Raw genomic sequence first — 15727 nt, forward strand, 5'->3', positions numbered from 1 at the left:
AGTGCCTTCAGCCTAAATGTACCAAACAAAAAAACCGCAGATCGCGGCTTTTTGTGCTGCACCATATATTTGCTTGTCGTTAAAGTACCTTTTCCAGGAAACTGATCGTCCGTTCATGCCGGGGTTGGCCGAATATTTGCTCAGGATTACCTTCTTCGACGATATATCCGCCATCCATAAAAATAACCCGATCCGCAACTTCGCGGGCAAAGCCCATCTCATGCGTAACAATGATCATCGTCATACCTTCGCGCGCGAGATCCTTCATAACCCCAAGCACCTCTCCAACCATCTCCGGGTCAAGGGCCGATGTCGGCTCATCGAACAGCATGACATCCGGGTTCATCGCGAGTGCACGTGCAATGGCTACACGCTGCTTCTGTCCGCCGGAGAGCTGGTTTGGGAAGCTGTCCGCTTTGTCTGCCAGACCGACGCGGTCCAGCAGACGAAGAGCGGTTTCTCGTGCCTGTGCTTGATTTAATTTGCCAAGTTCCGTTGGCGCAAACATTATATTTTTAAGTACGCTAAAATGCGGAAACAGATTGAAATGTTGAAATACCATGCCGATGTTTTCACGGGCTTTGTTAATATCGGTATCTCTGCTGTTCAAGTCCTGATTATCGACAATCACGTGACCTGCCGTAATCTCCTCCAGACAATTGATGCAGCGCAGAAATGTACTTTTCCCCGACCCGGACGGGCCTATGACACATACGACTTCTCCTTCGTTTACCGCAACGTCGATGCCTTTCAGTACCTCATTCGATCCAAAGCTTTTTTTAAGACCTTCTACTTTAATTTTACCCACGGCGCAACTTCACCTCCAGATAATCAGCAATTCTTGTCAGTATAATAATGACGATAAAATACATTGCCGCAACCGTTAACCAAATGTCAAATGAAGCAAATGTTCTGGCAATAATGATTTTACCCGACTGTGTAAGCTCAACCAGCCCGATGACAGAGAGGATTGACGTATCCTTCAGCGTAATCACCATCTGATTAATAAATGACGGGATCATTACACGGATCGCCTGTGGCACGACAATTTTCATCATGGCTTTACGATATGGAAGACCCAGTGAACGAGCTGCTTCCATCTGTCCTCGGTCAATCGATTGAATCCCTCCGCGGATAATCTCGGTGACATATGCTCCGGCATTTAAACTCAGCGTCAGAATTGCTGCAAGGAACAGCGGCATCGTAAAGCCAAACGCTTGAGGAACACCGAAGTATATGAAATAGGCGAGAACCAGCAGCGGAATGCCTCGGAAAAAATCGACGAAAACCATAGCGATGCCGCGCAGTATTTTATTACGTCCCACTTTCATGAAGGCAAAGATCAACCCGAGAATAAAGGCAAAGAACAGCGACACAAGGGTATACCAAAGCGTCTTGCCCAACCCTTTCAGCAGTGCTGGTAGAGATTTGACTATAAGTTCGAAGCGTCCCAGACTTTCAGCAGTCTCCGCATTTTCATCCAGATATTTGTCTCGAATGCTCTGGTACTCGCCACTTGCCTTGATGTTGGCAAGTCCTGCATTAAACTTCTGCAGCAGCTCCTCATTTTTACCTTTGCTGACGGCAAAACCGTAGGGTGCACCTTCCTCTGGTTCAGTTACAACTTTCAGTCCGTTGTTCTGCTTCTCCCCATATCTCAACACAGGATAATCATCGAAACATGCGGCGGAATTCCCCGTTTTTACATCATCATACATCTGCACGGATTCATCAAAAGGTACGATGGTGAACCCGTATTTGGACGCGTTCGCTTCAGCAAAACGGTATCCTTCCGTCCCCGTTTTCACAGCTACTTTTTTGCCGCGAAGATCCTCGTAACTTTTAACGGAATCATTGTTCGCTTTGACGCCCATAACGACGCCTGATTCAAAATAAGTATCGGAAAAGTCGAATTTGGCCTTCCGCTCATCGGTGATACTCATGCCCGCTATAACGCCATCCACTTGGTTCGATTCCAACGCCTGGACGGCAGCATTAAATCCTAAAGCTTTGATTTCATATTTGAAATTTTGATCCTTCGCGATGGCTGCCAGAATATCCATATCGATGCCGACAAAATCACCGTTTATATCCTCAAATTCAAACGGCGCAAAGGTAATGTCGGTACCGATCACATAGGTTTTGCCCGAGTCCGATTGTGCCTGCACACTTCCCGTCCAACCTGTAAAACCGGACACCAGAAGCAGCAGCATGGTAAGTATAAGTAATGTAATCCTGTTATTCTTCATATGTCCTCCTCGTCTTGACGTCATGCCATACTTAAGTTTCCAAACTTGCTCCAGTTATTATTCTCAGCACTTAAACAATCAATGCTCTTTCTACCCACCTTCATCTTTTGTTTCCATGGCATTTCTTCAATGAACTTGTAAAAGTCCTCTTATACTTACCCTGGAGGCCAAGCTCGCGAAACCTGAATTTAAAATTTGAAATATTATACGCAAAAAAAGCCGCAAAATGCGACCTTTGAGCGATCTCGTTAATGAGCTGTGTTTATGTTTCATAAAAATTCTGTTTCTTTTTTGAAAAGTTCCTATCGTTTTTGAATGAAATTTAAGCGTTTATTTTAACGTAATTTCAAAGGTGGATCCCGCTTCACCAGCAAATACGATACTGCCTTTCTCCGGGAGTATCATTGTCGTTTGACCACTGACTAGGCTGTGATTCAGGCTGACACCGTACTGGTCGTAGACAACAAATGAGGCATTTGACGGCATGTTCACGTTCATTTCTTTCCCTCCAGCAGAAGACGGGATGGAGTACCATTTGGCGTAACCATTCGACTGAATCGTCGTCTTCGATTGCTGACCTGCATAGATCGGTTTAATGATGTCCTGGCTGGCATATACATTGCCTCCTTGAGACACATACTCCACACCATCTTGTTCATAAAAGTTGAATTCCATCGTGTCCCGTCCTGCGACACCAGGGATTTGCAGGTGATTCACAGCCTGGTCCGCATCCGTGATGGCATTTGTGTAAATATAACCTGGCAGCTCACTTGGCAATTGAATTGGAATAAGCGGCATGGCCGTATTATATAGAGTCGAGGTATGTTTCTCATTCACGAGCACATACGCTTTGCCCACTCTTGCCTGCCACGCAGCTGCGGTCTCTTCCGACAAGGGATTAGCTTCCAGCTTCTCTGCCTTGTATTCCGAGGAAGCCAGCTGCCCGAGTCCAGGCACCGATTGATATGAACGTGTCCAAAGATACGTATTTCCGTTACTCTCTTGAACAAACTTCACTTTCTCCGTACCTGCTTCATTCACAAACGAACCATCCGCAGTGTAGATGTACGTCTGTTTCGGGCTGTTTGGAACGCCCAACATCGTCGTCGTGAGCTGTCCGTTCTCCTGCACATCCAGTTTCAGCAGCATGTTGGCACCGCCGCCATAAATTCCCGAATGATCCATCTCTTCCTTCGGCATTTCCGCTTTCACGGGAATCCCGTGTGACTTCTCCGGTTTACGCTCAGGAATCAGCTTCTTTTCTTCCAGCGCACGGAGTAACAGCTCTGATGCAATCAGTTGATTCGTTGAACTGGAACCTCCAGAAGAAGTAACGGCTGCGGCCATGTTATGCTCAGGCAGTACAATTAGAGAAGAATGATAAGCAATCGTATTGCCTCCTTTGGCCCATGCCTTGATCCCGTATTGATTGAAAGGGAACAGATTCACGCTGTCCCATCCAAGTCCGTAAGCAATAGAGGAATCTCCATCCTCCGGCCACATTCCCCGCTTGTATTCTTCCTGTCCGGCAGCTTCCGCTGATTCTTTGGATAGAACACCATTCTTCTCGTTCGTAAATACTTGTGACAGCTTCACCAAATCTTCGGCTGTGGAATAGATGCCGCCCGAAGCAATCATATTGGTTGTCTCCAAAGGCTGCTGTTCCTTCTTGGCGGAGTACGTCGCTGCCATTTGTTGAAGATTTAACGGATCTTGTGGCGTTTTGGTATGATTCATGCCAAGAGGTGTTGTAATATTACGGTGCATAAACGCTGTAAAACTCAAGCCGCTGACTCGCTCCACCAGAATCTCGGCTAAAGAGAACCCGTCATTGCTGTAGACCGAATAAGCTCCCGGGTCTGCTTTCAGATGCTGTGATGCCAGTTGTTCCAATAAAGTATCATGTGCGTATGTATCCGGGTCTTCAAATAGAATCGCACTGTTACTGGATGTGCCCAGCAGTCCGGATGAATGATTCAGCAGCATGCGTACTGTAATCTGAGTATAGCGATTGTCCTTCATTTTAAATTCAGGAATATAGCCCACTACAGGATCGTCCAGTTTCACTTTGCCCTCGTCGACCAGTTTCATAACTGCGGTTGTCAGGAACATTTTACTGGTTGAACCGATGCCATACATGGTGTCTGACGTGAGAGGCACGTTCTCCGCAGGATCATTCATACCCGTTTGTCCGGAAAGAACAATATTTCCTCCATCGATAAGCGCGTATTGAACACTGGTAACACCGTAATTTTCGGTCAATGTTTTCGTTTTTGCAGTGACGGCTTTTTGAGTTATTGCCAAACTTGATTTACTCGGAATCTCGGCTGCATATACAGCCGTGGGAGTTAACATCGCCAGCACCAAGGTCATAGCGATTATAGACGTTCTTTTTTTTCTCATCTTCATCTTCTCCTATTCTGCTGTGTGATCGTCATGTTGTGCTGTTTCCTAACTCAGTATAGAAAATGAAAATGAACTACCCACGAACTTCATATGAACTTAAGATGAACAGTCAAATTAATATATTAATCGCGATTTATCGTTGCAGTTTGAACCGTTGTCATGATAACATTCCCTACAATGGAACGCCCGAAATTTTATCATGTTCAAGTATTATGCAATCCATAATTTCAACAACAACGGAGTTGTTATGATGTTAAAAGTGAACCGAAATGATGACCGTCCGATCTGGCAGCAGCTGCTCGACCAGGCTATTCACAACATTACAACCGGGAACTGGCCACCAGGTGAACTGCTTCTTCCGTCACGTGAGTTAGCCGGACGGATCGGTGTTTCACGGTCTACAATTCAGATCGTTTATGAGGAATTATTCAGCCGGGGTTATACAGTAACCTCACGTCGCGGTGGAACAAGAGTCAGCCGCTCGATCCAGGTGCTCCGTTCTTTAGAAGAGGAGCCGCCGTCCGGGCCTGTACCTCCCCCACTGCCCGTAGTAAACGAATCCATTGCCAAGCTGCAGAGCTGGTTTGGAGATCAAGATGCACCGCAGGTGGACATTGATTTTAACCCGCACGAGCCTTATATCGATGAGACGTTCACCCAATCCTGGAGAAAATCATTTTTGCAGGTGTCTGCTGAACCCGACCTTGATATCTGGTCGTATGGGGATGCCAGAGGTTTCCTGCCGCTGCGAGAACAGATTCAGCGTTACCTGTCCCTAGAACGAGGAATTCATATTGAAGCTGATCAGATTTTGTTAACTTCAGGCGCACAGCACAGCATTGATTTAATTACTCAGGCACTTCTGAGCGAAGGGGACAGAGTATCCGTGGAGGACCCGGGCTTCCCTGCAGCCTGGACCACCATGAAATACCGCAAAATGCAGATCGATGCCGTACCTGTTGATGAGCAGGGACTATGTGTTGATCGCATCCACCCCGAATCCAGGCTCGTATTTGTGACTCCTTCGCACCAATGCGCCACCGGAATCATCATGTCAGAGCCGCGCAGACAGCAATTCATGCAGTTAGCCGGAAAACATGGAATGTGGATTATCGAGGACGATTACGATAGCGAATTCAGATATCGTGGAGACCCGATTCCTACCCTGTTCAGCCAGCTGCCTCAGAATACGCTTTATATGATGAGTTTCTCCAAAATGATTGCGCCCGGTATACGTTTATCCGCAATTATAGGACCTCAGGCAGCGATTGAGCGGCTTACCCAGATTCATGAACTGACTTATCGTCATTTACCCATCATGGAGCAGTTAACGCTGAATCATTTTATTGAGCGGGGGCAATTTATGCGCCATATGAGAAGGGTTCGTAACATTTATCGCCGCAGACACGAGGTCATGACCAAAGCGATCCATTCTTCCGGTCTTAGTTCACGTTTTAGATTAAGCGGAGTAGAAACCGGATTACATATTCTTCTTGAAGCAGATGCGTCATGTGATGAAGCAGCAATAACCTCTGCCGCCCGCAGGCAGGGGGTCTGTGTTTATCCGCTGAGCAGATACTGTCTGGAGAGTGATCGTAAGGGGTGGGTGTTAGGTTTTGCAAAAGTAGATGAGGAACGAATCGAAGAAGGCATCTCCCGATTTGCCCGGACCGTATTATAACAATTGAACAGAGCCCGTCAGCATTGCAAAATCGATAAGAAGATTGCAATGCTGACGGGCTGTATCTATTTATGAGGTGAACGAGGCCCCTGCTTCGTACAGAGGAAATCGTGATGTGATCTCGCGCACACAACCGGATATGTGCTGCTTTACTTTAGTATTCGCTGGATTTTTAAATGCAAGTGCGATCAGCTGGGCAATTTCTTTCATCTCCCCGGCACCAAGTCCTCTGGTTGTCATGGCAGGAGTTCCAAACCGAATACCGCTTGTAACTAACGGACTTGCTGTATCATGAGGAATCGAATTTTTGTTTGCCGTGATGCCTGCTTCATCCAGCATATGTTGAGCGTCTTTACCCGTAAGGCCAACGCTGCGCAGATCAACGAGAATGAGATGATTATCGGTACCTCCAGAAACTAGAGAAAGCCCTTCATTCATTAGCGTTTCCGCCATTACTTTGGCATTATTCAGAACGTTTCTCATATAAACAGTGAAATCCGATTGCATTGCTTCCCCAAAAGCGACTGCTTTTCCCGCAATAATATGCATAAAAGGTCCGCCCTGCGTTCCTGGAAAAACAGCTTTATCGATCGCCCGTGCCCAGGATTCTTTACACAAAATAGCACCTCCACGCGGACCACGCAGCGTCTTATGTGTCGTGGTTGATACAATATGTGCGTGCGGTACGGGGTTAGGGTGTAATCCTGCTGCAACAATGCCTGCGATGTGTGCCATATCTACAAAAAGTAAGGCTCCCACTTCGGAAGCAATTTGAGCAAAAAGTTCAAAATCAATACGCCTCGGGTATGCACTTCCGCCTGCAACGATCATTCGTGGACGATGTTTGTGAGCCAGTTTTCGAACTTCGTCAAAGTCAATAAGACCCGTTTCTGGATCAACACCATAGGGAACAAAGTGATAAAATCTTCCTGAAAAATTAACAAGATTTCCATGTGTCAGATGACCGCCATGAGAAAGATTCATTCCAAGAATCGTATCACCCATCTCGACTGAGGCAAGATATACAGCCATATTCGCCTGTGAACCGGAATGCGGCTGCACATTCGCATGTTCAGCACCGAATAGTTGTTTCAGGCGATGATTAGCAATATCCTCTACCGTATCAACATGCTCGCATCCACCATAATATCTTCTGCCCGAATAACCCTCTGCGTATTTATTGGTTAATACGCTGGCTGTGGCCTCCATTACGGCTTGGCTCACAAAATTCTCCGAAGCAATGAGTTCTATCGTATCCCGCTGTCTTGCAAGCTCGTGACGGGCTGCTGCTGCCAAAGCTTTATCTTGACTCTCTATATGTTTTAACATCCTGATCATCATCCCTTCCGGTTTCTTAACCATTCGTTCCAAGTTGTTTTTTTGCAAATTTATGATGAATTAGAAGATGCGCCATGACTCCAGCCACAAGTCCCCAAAATGCACCGCCGATGCCAAACAAAGTTACATTAGCCGCTGTTGCTAAAAATGTAATCAATGCCGTTTCCCTTCCGTTCGGGTCCGCCAGAGCGTTAGCCAGGCTGCCGCCGATCGTTCCAAGCAAAGCCAGCCCTGCTAGTGTGGCGATAAAAGCTGCTGGAAGAATTAAAAATAACGCTGCTAAGGTTACTCCGAAGATTCCGACAGTTATGTAGAAGACTCCGCAGGCAATGCCTGCTATATAACGCTTGGATGCATCTTCATGCGCATCTTTCCCCGTGCATATGGCTGCGGTAATGGCTGCCACGTTAAATGCATGTGAGCCGAATGGTGCGGCGATAAGTGAACCCAGGCCAGTTACCGTTAATATAGGGTTGGCACTCGTTCGAAAACCATCATTGCGAAGAACCAGCATACCTGGCATGTACTGTCCTGTCAGCGTAATAATAAATAACGGCAGGGCCACACCGAGCAGGGCCTGAATTGAAAATTCGGGAGCTGTGAATACAGGTAAAGCGACCGCGAGCTGAATGGAGCTGAAATCGGTTTTCCCCATAATCACCAGGTAGATCAGGCCGAGAACCAATATACCAACGATGGCATAGCGAGATGTAAACCGCTTTAACACGATATAGGCGGTGAACAATAGAATAACCAGTGCAGGTTCGACCTTGGCCCCTTCAAACGCGGAGATACCAAACTGAAGTAAAATTCCTGCAAGTAACCCAGAAGCGATCCCTGGCGGAATTAATCGGACGAACCGTTCAAACAAGCCAGACATGCCCAAAATGACAAAACCAACGGCGGATATCATATAAGCACCTATGGCTTCTGAATAAGGAGTTACAGCCAGCATGGACACAAGGAAGGCTGCCGCTGGAGTAGACCACGCTGTAATGATAGGTTCTTTATAGCGGTAACTAAGCCAAATCCCCGTGATCCCCACGCCTATCGATATGGACCATATCCAGGAAGCGGTCATTTCCGGGCTTAACCCTGCTGCTTTAGCCGCTTGAAACACAAGAATGAAGGTCCCTCCATAATTGACAATGACAGAAATTAAAGCCGCAGTCACTGGCGATATCAAATCGCGCCCACGAATCATATAAGATGCTTTTTTCAATGTAAACCCCTGCCCCTCAACTAATCTTCTATCTTTGTATGTTCGTTCCAGTAGTATTCATCGGGCAGATAACGTGGGCCAAACACATTGGTTCCCACACGAACGATGGTCGCTCCCTCTTCAATCGCCATACTGAAATCACCCGACATGCCCATCGATAACATTCCCATGTCGACACGCGAGATGTTTCTCTCTCTAATCTCTATGCTGAGCTGTTTCAACAACCGAAAACATTGACGGGTCTCTTCAGCTGATGCATGGAGTTTCCCAATCGTCATTAACCCTTTTACATGCAGCGTTTCAAATTGAGACAATTGTTCAACGAGCTCCACTGCTTGCTCTGGAGAAGCACCGAATTTACTTTCTTCATAGGACGTATTGATTTGTACTAGAATGTCCATTGTGCGCTGTTCTTTGACAAGCTGGTCATGTAAGACCTGCCCGAGCTTCAGACGATCCACCGAATGGATCATGGTCACATACTTAATAACCTCCTTTACTTTATTCGTCTGCAGATGTCCGATAAAATGCCATTCCACCGCTTTGGACTGCTCCATAAGAGGATATTTATCTCGCAGTTCCTGCACCTTGTTTTCTCCAAACAGCTGTTCACCTGCCTGCACAGCGATCTGTAACTTCTCAAGCGGCACCGTTTTCGTCGCTAAAAGCAGCTGCACATCGGTAACGTTTCTCCCAGAAGCCTTGCAGGCCAGAGCCATTTGTTTTCTAACCATTTTCAAATTTTCTTCAACCGGATAATCCAAGCAGGATACCCCTTTCTACTCGCCATTTGAATGACAGTATAACAACCTATGGACTGAATATGTATATCCAAAGATATTGTTTTTGTCCAATCCAAAACGTTGTGATGTGCAATTGGATTCAGGTACGAGTCTGGTTCGAGCTCAATCAACTATGATTTCCACGAAAAAAAAATCCCGTTCCGGCTTTTTCGCCAGAGCGGGATTCATATATTACTTATTAAATATTGAATTTATTGATTTACGTTTTCCTTGGTAACCAGCTTCAATTCAGCCGGGATGGATTTCTCAACCTGTTTACCGCTCAGCACATCCAATGCCGCCTGCAGCGCAAGCTGTCCGATTAGTTCGGGCTGCTGAGCTACGGTCGCTGTAAGTTTGCCATCCTGAATCGATTTAATGGCATCATCGTTACCGTCAAATCCGATTACCGGGATATCTTTACCTGAGCTTTGAATCGCTTCGATGGCACCCAGAGCCATCTCGTCATTGTGTGCAAATACGGCTTGTACTCCCGGATTCCCCTGCAGCAAGTTCTCCATAACATTCAGACCTTTGGAACGGTCAAAGTCAGCAGATTGTTTGGCAACCACATCCAGCTTCTGATCTGCAATCTCATGGAATCCTTTGCCCCGCTCCCGGGTAGCAGATGCACCTGGCACACCTTCAAGTTCAATAACTTTGGCCCCCTCACCCAGCTGCTTCACGATATATTCGGCTGCCATACGTCCACCCTTCGCATTATCGGATGCAACGAGAGCTGCAACTTCACCTTTATCTGCCGAACGATCCAGCGTAATTACCGGAATGCCAACACTATTAGCGGATTGAACCGCTGTAGAGATCGCTGCGGAATCTGCCGGGTTGATGAGTAAGGCGTCTACACCCTGCTGAATCAGATCGTCCACATCATTCGTCTGTTTCGCGGAGTCATTCTGAGCATCCACCACGACAACCTGAATGCCTTGTTTCTGAGCTTCTGCAACGACACCATCTTTCAAGGACACAAAGAACGGATTATTTAGTGTCGAGATCGACAAACCAATCTTTTTCTGCTCTTTGCCTCCCGCCGTCTTCGGTTTCGCCCATCCTGGTGGTTCCAGCGAGCATCCGGCGAGAACAACAATCAGCATCATACTTACCAGCGTTAATATCCATTTTTTCATGTTGAATTCTCTCCCTTACGCAGTTTTCTTGCGGTCCAGCAGGACAGCGATAGCAATAACGACACCCTTCACAACCATCTGATAAAAGGAGTTCACACCGAGCAGGTTCAGACCGTTATTCAGTACTCCGATAATCAACACACCAATCAATGTACCTACAATGCGTCCCCGACCGCCGGAAAGACTTGTTCCGCCGAGTACAACTGCGGCGATAGCGTCCAGTTCGTATGATGTACCTGCCGTAGGTTGAGCAGAATTCAGACGGGATGTCAGAATTGCACCAGCAAGCGCTGCAAGCATACCTGCGAGGGAATAGATCATAATTTTCACACGGGATACCTTGATACCCGAGATAATGGAAGCTTTCTCATTACCGCCGATAGCGTACGTTTTGCGGCCGAAGGCCGTTTTATGCAAAATGGTCCACAGAATGACAAAGGTAATCAGCATCGTAATCGCTGGTACCGGAATGCCAAGCAGGTAACCGCGTCCAAACAACTGGAACAGCAGACTGTCACCCAGACCTGTTATCGGGTTACCGTTGGTGTATACCAGCGTCAAACCTCGGAAAATAGTCATTGTAGCAAGGGTTGCGATAAATGGCGCCATGTTCCCCTTGGTAATCATCAGTCCATTCACCATACCCATGACTCCACCAAGGGCAACCCCGATGATAATAGAGAGAATCGGATCAAGACCGGATAACATCATATTGGCTACGAACGCACTGGATAGTGCAAGTATAGAACCAACCGACAGGTCAATCCCGCCAGTGAGAATAACAAACGTCATCCCAAACGCAATCAGTGCATTAATGGAAACCTGACGGAGCAGATTCAAAATGTTAAGCGGTTCCAAAAAACTTGGATTAAGCACGGAAACGATAACAATCAGGATGATTAATCCGAGTAATGGTCCGAGTTTCTGCGTTACGCCTGACAAGCGGAAACCACTTTTGGCTGTTTTATTGTTCTGCATCGTTGTCATGTTACTGTCCCCCTGTAGCTAGAGTCATAATGTGTTCCTGTGTCGCTTGTTCCTTCGGCAGCACGCCGGTAATACGCCCTTCATGCACAACCGCAATGCGGTCACTCATGCCCAGCACTTCAGGCAGTTCGGACGAAACCATGATAATCGCTACCCCGCGGTCCGTCAGTTCGTTCATGAGCTGATATATCTCACGTTTTGCACCAACATCCACCCCGCGAGTAGGCTCGTCCAGAATGAGAACACTCGGACCAATACCTACCCATTTGGCAATAACGACCTTCTGCTGGTTCCCTCCCGACAAGTTACGAGCCGCGGTTTCCGAGGATTGCGTTTTGATCTGCAGCCGTTTAATCAGTGTGTCCACAAACTCCTGCTCTTTGGAGGTCGAGATGAAACCTTTGCTTGAAAAGCTGAACAGATTCGTCAGTGCCATATTCTCACGGATGGAAAAATCGAGCACCAGCCCTTCATCCTTCCGGTCTTCCGTAATAAAACCGATGCCATGCTTCACCGCATCGGATGGTTTGCGAATGTTCACCTTTTTACCGCGAATATGGATCTCTCCACTGTCTAGACGGTCCAGACCAAAGATCGCTCTCATGATCTCTGTTCGCCCCGAACCCATCAGACCAGAGAAACCTAATACTTCGCCAGCTTTCACATCAAAGCTGACATTTTCGAACAATTCTTTGCGGTTCGCGTTTCGAACTTCCAATATCACTTCACCATATTTCGGTTTACGGGAAGGATAACGCTCGGTCAGCTCACGACCAACCATCTTGCGCACAACTTCATCGAAGTTTGTATCAGGAATCGCTTTGGTATCAACGGTACGTCCGTCACGCATAATCGTGATGCGATCACAGATGGTGAAAATCTCCTCCATCCGGTGTGAAATGTAGACAATCGATACACCGTTCTTACGTAAAGACCTGATGACCTCAAACAGCTTCTGAATCTCACGTTCCGTTAAGGCTGCTGTAGGTTCATCCATAATAATGACTTTGGCATTGGTCATCAGCGCTTTGGCAATCTCAATCATCTGCTGCTGTCCAACAGAGCACTCTCCGGCAGGACGTTCCAGAGGAATATCGACCGACAGTTTGGCAAACTGCTCACTGGCAAGCGCTTTCATTTGTCTTGTATTCAGCAGACCCATGGAGGACGATATCTCCTTACCGATAAACAGGTTATCCAGCACCGTCATCTCCGGCCAGACATTCAGCTCTTGGTGAATGAACGTAATACCGAGCTGCTCCGCTTCTTTCGGACTGCCAAAATACGTTTCCTTCCCATCTATCTTGATCGTTCCCTGATCACGCTGGTGCAGGCCAATCAAAATGTTCATCAGTGTTGACTTACCAGCGCCGTTTTCTCCCATCAGGGCATGAACCTCACCGTCTTTTAATTCGAAATCCACGCCGCTCAGCACTTGATTGGTGCCAAACGCTTTGTGAATGTTATGCATCTGAATGTGCATAGTGCAGCCTCCCTTTAACCAAAATAAACCCCCGATTGTAAAATGCAATTGGCATACGGCGCAGCCTCGCCAGTGCGTATAACCGCCTTTACCTGCCGGGTTAAGGCTTTGAATTGTTCATGATTCACGCTGTCATCGATAACTTCTGTCCCAAACTTCTCTTTCAGGTAGGTGAGTGTCTGGGGATTGCCTTCTTGAATCTCACTGGCTATGATGACCTTCTCAATCACCATGTCGTCCGCAATGACGTCCAGCACTTCGCGGAAGCTCGGTGTACCATACTTAAGTGCAAGGTCAATCTTGAGTACACCATCCGGAACGGGCAGGCCCGCATCCGCAATGGCAATCTGATCGGTGTGACCCAGGTCAGACAAGATTTTAGAAATGTGACTGTTCAAGATGCCGTTTCTTTTCATATCAAGTTCCCCTTTATTTCATTTGCAGACTTCTCTTTAGTTGGTTTATAGAGTCTCCTCTACTTCGTCCCGAGTTGGCATACCGCCCTGAGCACCAAACTTGGTTACGGATAGAGACGCTGCCCGATTGGCAAAACGTACACTGTCCTGAATCGATTTGCCTTCAGCCAGAGCGACTGCAAATGCTGCATTAAACGTATCACCTGCTCCGGTTGTATCTACAGCTTCGACTTTGTAGGTTGGCACAAGCACTTCTTCATGACCATCAAAATATCGAACCCCTCTGCTGCCTTCTGTGATAAACAGCTTGTTCGGATGCTGACGGAGTGCTTCTGCAGGCTTCATATCTCGAAATAAAATTTCGGCCTCATGTTCATTCGGCGTAATATAGGCTGCGTTATCAATTACTTCTTGCGGTACTTCACGGGCCGGAGCGGGGTTCAACAGTAATGGTGTTTTGTATTCCGCACACAACCGGCTAACATGAAGCACCGTTTCCTCCGGGATTTCCTGCTGGATGAGTACAATGTCCGCGTTACGGATCGCTTCGGCTGCTTGATCCACGTAAGCAGGGGTCACTTCGCGATTGGCTGCTTCAACAACAATAATGCTATTATCTCCTTCGGCCAGGATGATATGAGCAGTGCCGCTTTCTGAATGTGTAACCGGTTTCACATTATCCGTATTTACACGATTAGCTTTAAAATTCTCTAAAATTTCTGTACCGAATGCATCATCGCCAACGCGGCCGATCATGATAACTTCAGCTCCCAAACGAGCTGCTGCAACGGCTTGGTTAGCACCTTTCCCGCCGGGTACGGTTTTGAAGCTCTCGCCAAGCACGGTTTCACCCGCGCCTGGTCTTCTGGAGGATGTCACGACCAAATCCATTGAACTGCTGCCAATTACACATATGTTAGCCATCTTTTCTCACCTTTCTCGTTGTTCCCCGTTCAATGAACGACACGGGAAGCTGTATGTTTTTGTTCTCCATGTTATTTTGCTCTACTAATTGAATAAGTAATCCTGCTGCTTCTCTGCCCATCTCATATGCTGGCTGACGAATCGTAGATAAGGCCGGTGACAATAACCCGCTCATCGGAATATCGTCAAACCCGATAACCTGCACATCATGCGGGACACTCTTTCCGATTCGATAGGCTTCATGCAGTACCGCCATCGCGGCTATGTCATTACTGGCAATAACGCCATCCGTGTCCGGATATTTACTGAACAGCTCTTCTGCCCATACCCCCGCCTCATTGAATGAGAAAGAGGTCGTTTGAATGACCTCATAACCGAGCCCCGCTTCACGGATGACTTCAACTGCGCCTTCAAAACGATCTTGAGCTGGCCGAATATGGGAAGGTCCCTGCATCACAGTAATACGCCTGCTGCCGCGCTCAATCATTTCCTTGGCAGCGAGTCTTCCGCCTTCTCTGCCATCGGCATAGACCGAAGGTCGATCCAATGAAGTTCGATCTAGAAATACGACAGGAATCTTTAGTTTTTCATATATTGAAGAGTGAGGATAATTGGTGGAAGAGATCACACCCACCACGTTATTCTGGATAAACGTCTGGATGTAATCCTGCTCCTTCCGTTCATCCTCATCGCTGTTTCCAAATATTAATCTGTAATCCTGTTCCTGCATGCGATCCTCCACACCTCTTGCAAGCTGCGGAAAATAAGGATTCGCGATGTCTGGAAGCAGTAACCCAATCAATTTTGACTTGCGTGTGTATAGTGAGCGAGCCACTTCATTTGGCGAAAAGTGAAGTGCTTTCACTGCTTCTTCCACTTTCTTGCGTGTATCCGCATGAACATAACCCCTGTCATTAATCACTCTGGATACTGTGGCTACCGATACACCCGCCAGATTCGCTACGTCTTTAATGGTTGTCATGAAAAGTTCTCCTTATGTGTAACCGGTTACACACATAAATTATCACATTCTTTTCGGTTTGGCAAGTCATCGCTTGCTGGAAATATAAACCACACGTTTTTTTTCCCAATGC

Annotated in this window: 13 protein-coding genes; 1 reads left to right on the top strand and 12 read right to left on the bottom strand. The window is 47.0% G+C overall.

Going from position 1 to position 15727, the window contains the following annotated elements; translation table 11 throughout:
- Positions 1-79: 79 nt before the first annotated feature.
- The 3 genes from ABXS70_RS12220 to ABXS70_RS12230 form a co-directional block, all read right to left on the bottom strand.
- Positions 80-808, bottom strand: a complete 729-nt coding sequence (locus ABXS70_RS12220) for an amino acid ABC transporter ATP-binding protein (protein WP_366296055.1) — start codon at positions 806-808, stop codon at positions 80-82.
- Positions 801-2249, bottom strand: a complete 1449-nt coding sequence (locus ABXS70_RS12225) for an amino acid ABC transporter substrate-binding protein/permease (RefSeq protein ID WP_342555986.1) — start codon at positions 2247-2249, stop codon at positions 801-803. Before ABXS70_RS12225 ends, ABXS70_RS12220 begins: the two co-directional genes overlap by 8 nt.
- Before the next feature lie 330 nt (positions 2250-2579).
- Positions 2580-4652 carry a serine hydrolase domain-containing protein gene (locus tag ABXS70_RS12230; protein WP_366296057.1) on the bottom strand — a complete coding sequence of 691 codons (2073 nt, stop codon included), beginning with the start codon at positions 4650-4652 and terminating at the stop codon, positions 2580-2582.
- Between the two features lie 253 nt (positions 4653-4905).
- On the opposite strand from ABXS70_RS12230, the gene ABXS70_RS12235 reads away from it, so the two are divergent.
- The gene (locus tag ABXS70_RS12235; protein ID WP_366296627.1) at positions 4906-6336 is read left to right on the top strand and encodes a PLP-dependent aminotransferase family protein; all 1431 of its coding nucleotides are present in this window, start codon (positions 4906-4908) and stop codon (positions 6334-6336) included.
- Between the two features lie 69 nt (positions 6337-6405).
- On the opposite strand, the gene glyA is transcribed toward ABXS70_RS12235, so the two are convergent.
- The 9 genes from glyA to ABXS70_RS12280 form a co-directional block, all read right to left on the bottom strand.
- Positions 6406-7665: a serine hydroxymethyltransferase gene (gene glyA, locus ABXS70_RS12240; RefSeq protein ID WP_366296059.1), complete on the bottom strand. Its 1260-nt coding sequence runs from the start codon at positions 7663-7665 to the stop codon at positions 6406-6408.
- 25 nt (positions 7666-7690) lie between these two features.
- The gene (locus ABXS70_RS12245; RefSeq protein WP_366296629.1) at positions 7691-8878 is read right to left on the bottom strand and encodes a benzoate/H(+) symporter BenE family transporter; all 1188 of its coding nucleotides are present in this window, start codon (positions 8876-8878) and stop codon (positions 7691-7693) included.
- A gap of 38 nt (positions 8879-8916) precedes the next feature.
- Positions 8917-9660 carry a YggS family pyridoxal phosphate-dependent enzyme gene (locus ABXS70_RS12250; RefSeq protein WP_366296061.1) on the bottom strand — a complete coding sequence of 248 codons (744 nt, stop codon included), beginning with the start codon at positions 9658-9660 and terminating at the stop codon, positions 8917-8919.
- 230 nt (positions 9661-9890) lie between these two features.
- Positions 9891-10823 carry a ribose ABC transporter substrate-binding protein RbsB gene (gene rbsB, locus ABXS70_RS12255; protein WP_342555981.1) on the bottom strand — a complete coding sequence of 311 codons (933 nt, stop codon included), beginning with the start codon at positions 10821-10823 and terminating at the stop codon, positions 9891-9893.
- Positions 10824-10838: 15 nt separating this feature from the next.
- On the bottom strand, positions 10839-11810 hold the full coding sequence (gene rbsC / locus ABXS70_RS12260) for a ribose ABC transporter permease RbsC (protein WP_342555980.1): 972 nt from the start codon (positions 11808-11810) through the stop codon (positions 10839-10841).
- 1 nt (position 11811) lies between these two features.
- Positions 11812-13293, bottom strand: a complete 1482-nt coding sequence (locus tag ABXS70_RS12265; RefSeq protein ID WP_342555979.1) for a sugar ABC transporter ATP-binding protein — start codon at positions 13291-13293, stop codon at positions 11812-11814.
- Positions 13294-13307: 14 nt separating this feature from the next.
- Positions 13308-13709, bottom strand: coding sequence for a D-ribose pyranase (gene rbsD / locus ABXS70_RS12270; RefSeq protein WP_342555978.1), 402 nt, complete (start codon positions 13707-13709; stop codon positions 13308-13310).
- A 45-nt stretch (positions 13710-13754) separates the two neighbouring features.
- Positions 13755-14633 carry a ribokinase gene (gene rbsK / locus ABXS70_RS12275; RefSeq protein WP_342555977.1) on the bottom strand — a complete coding sequence of 293 codons (879 nt, stop codon included), beginning with the start codon at positions 14631-14633 and terminating at the stop codon, positions 13755-13757.
- The gene (locus ABXS70_RS12280; protein ID WP_366296064.1) at positions 14626-15615 is read right to left on the bottom strand and encodes a LacI family DNA-binding transcriptional regulator; all 990 of its coding nucleotides are present in this window, start codon (positions 15613-15615) and stop codon (positions 14626-14628) included. The genes rbsK and ABXS70_RS12280 overlap by 8 nt, the downstream gene beginning before the upstream one ends.
- Positions 15616-15727 lie beyond the last annotated feature (112 nt).

Source organism: Paenibacillus sp. AN1007 (genome assembly GCF_040702995.1).
GTDB lineage: Bacteria > Bacillota > Bacilli > Paenibacillales > Paenibacillaceae > Paenibacillus.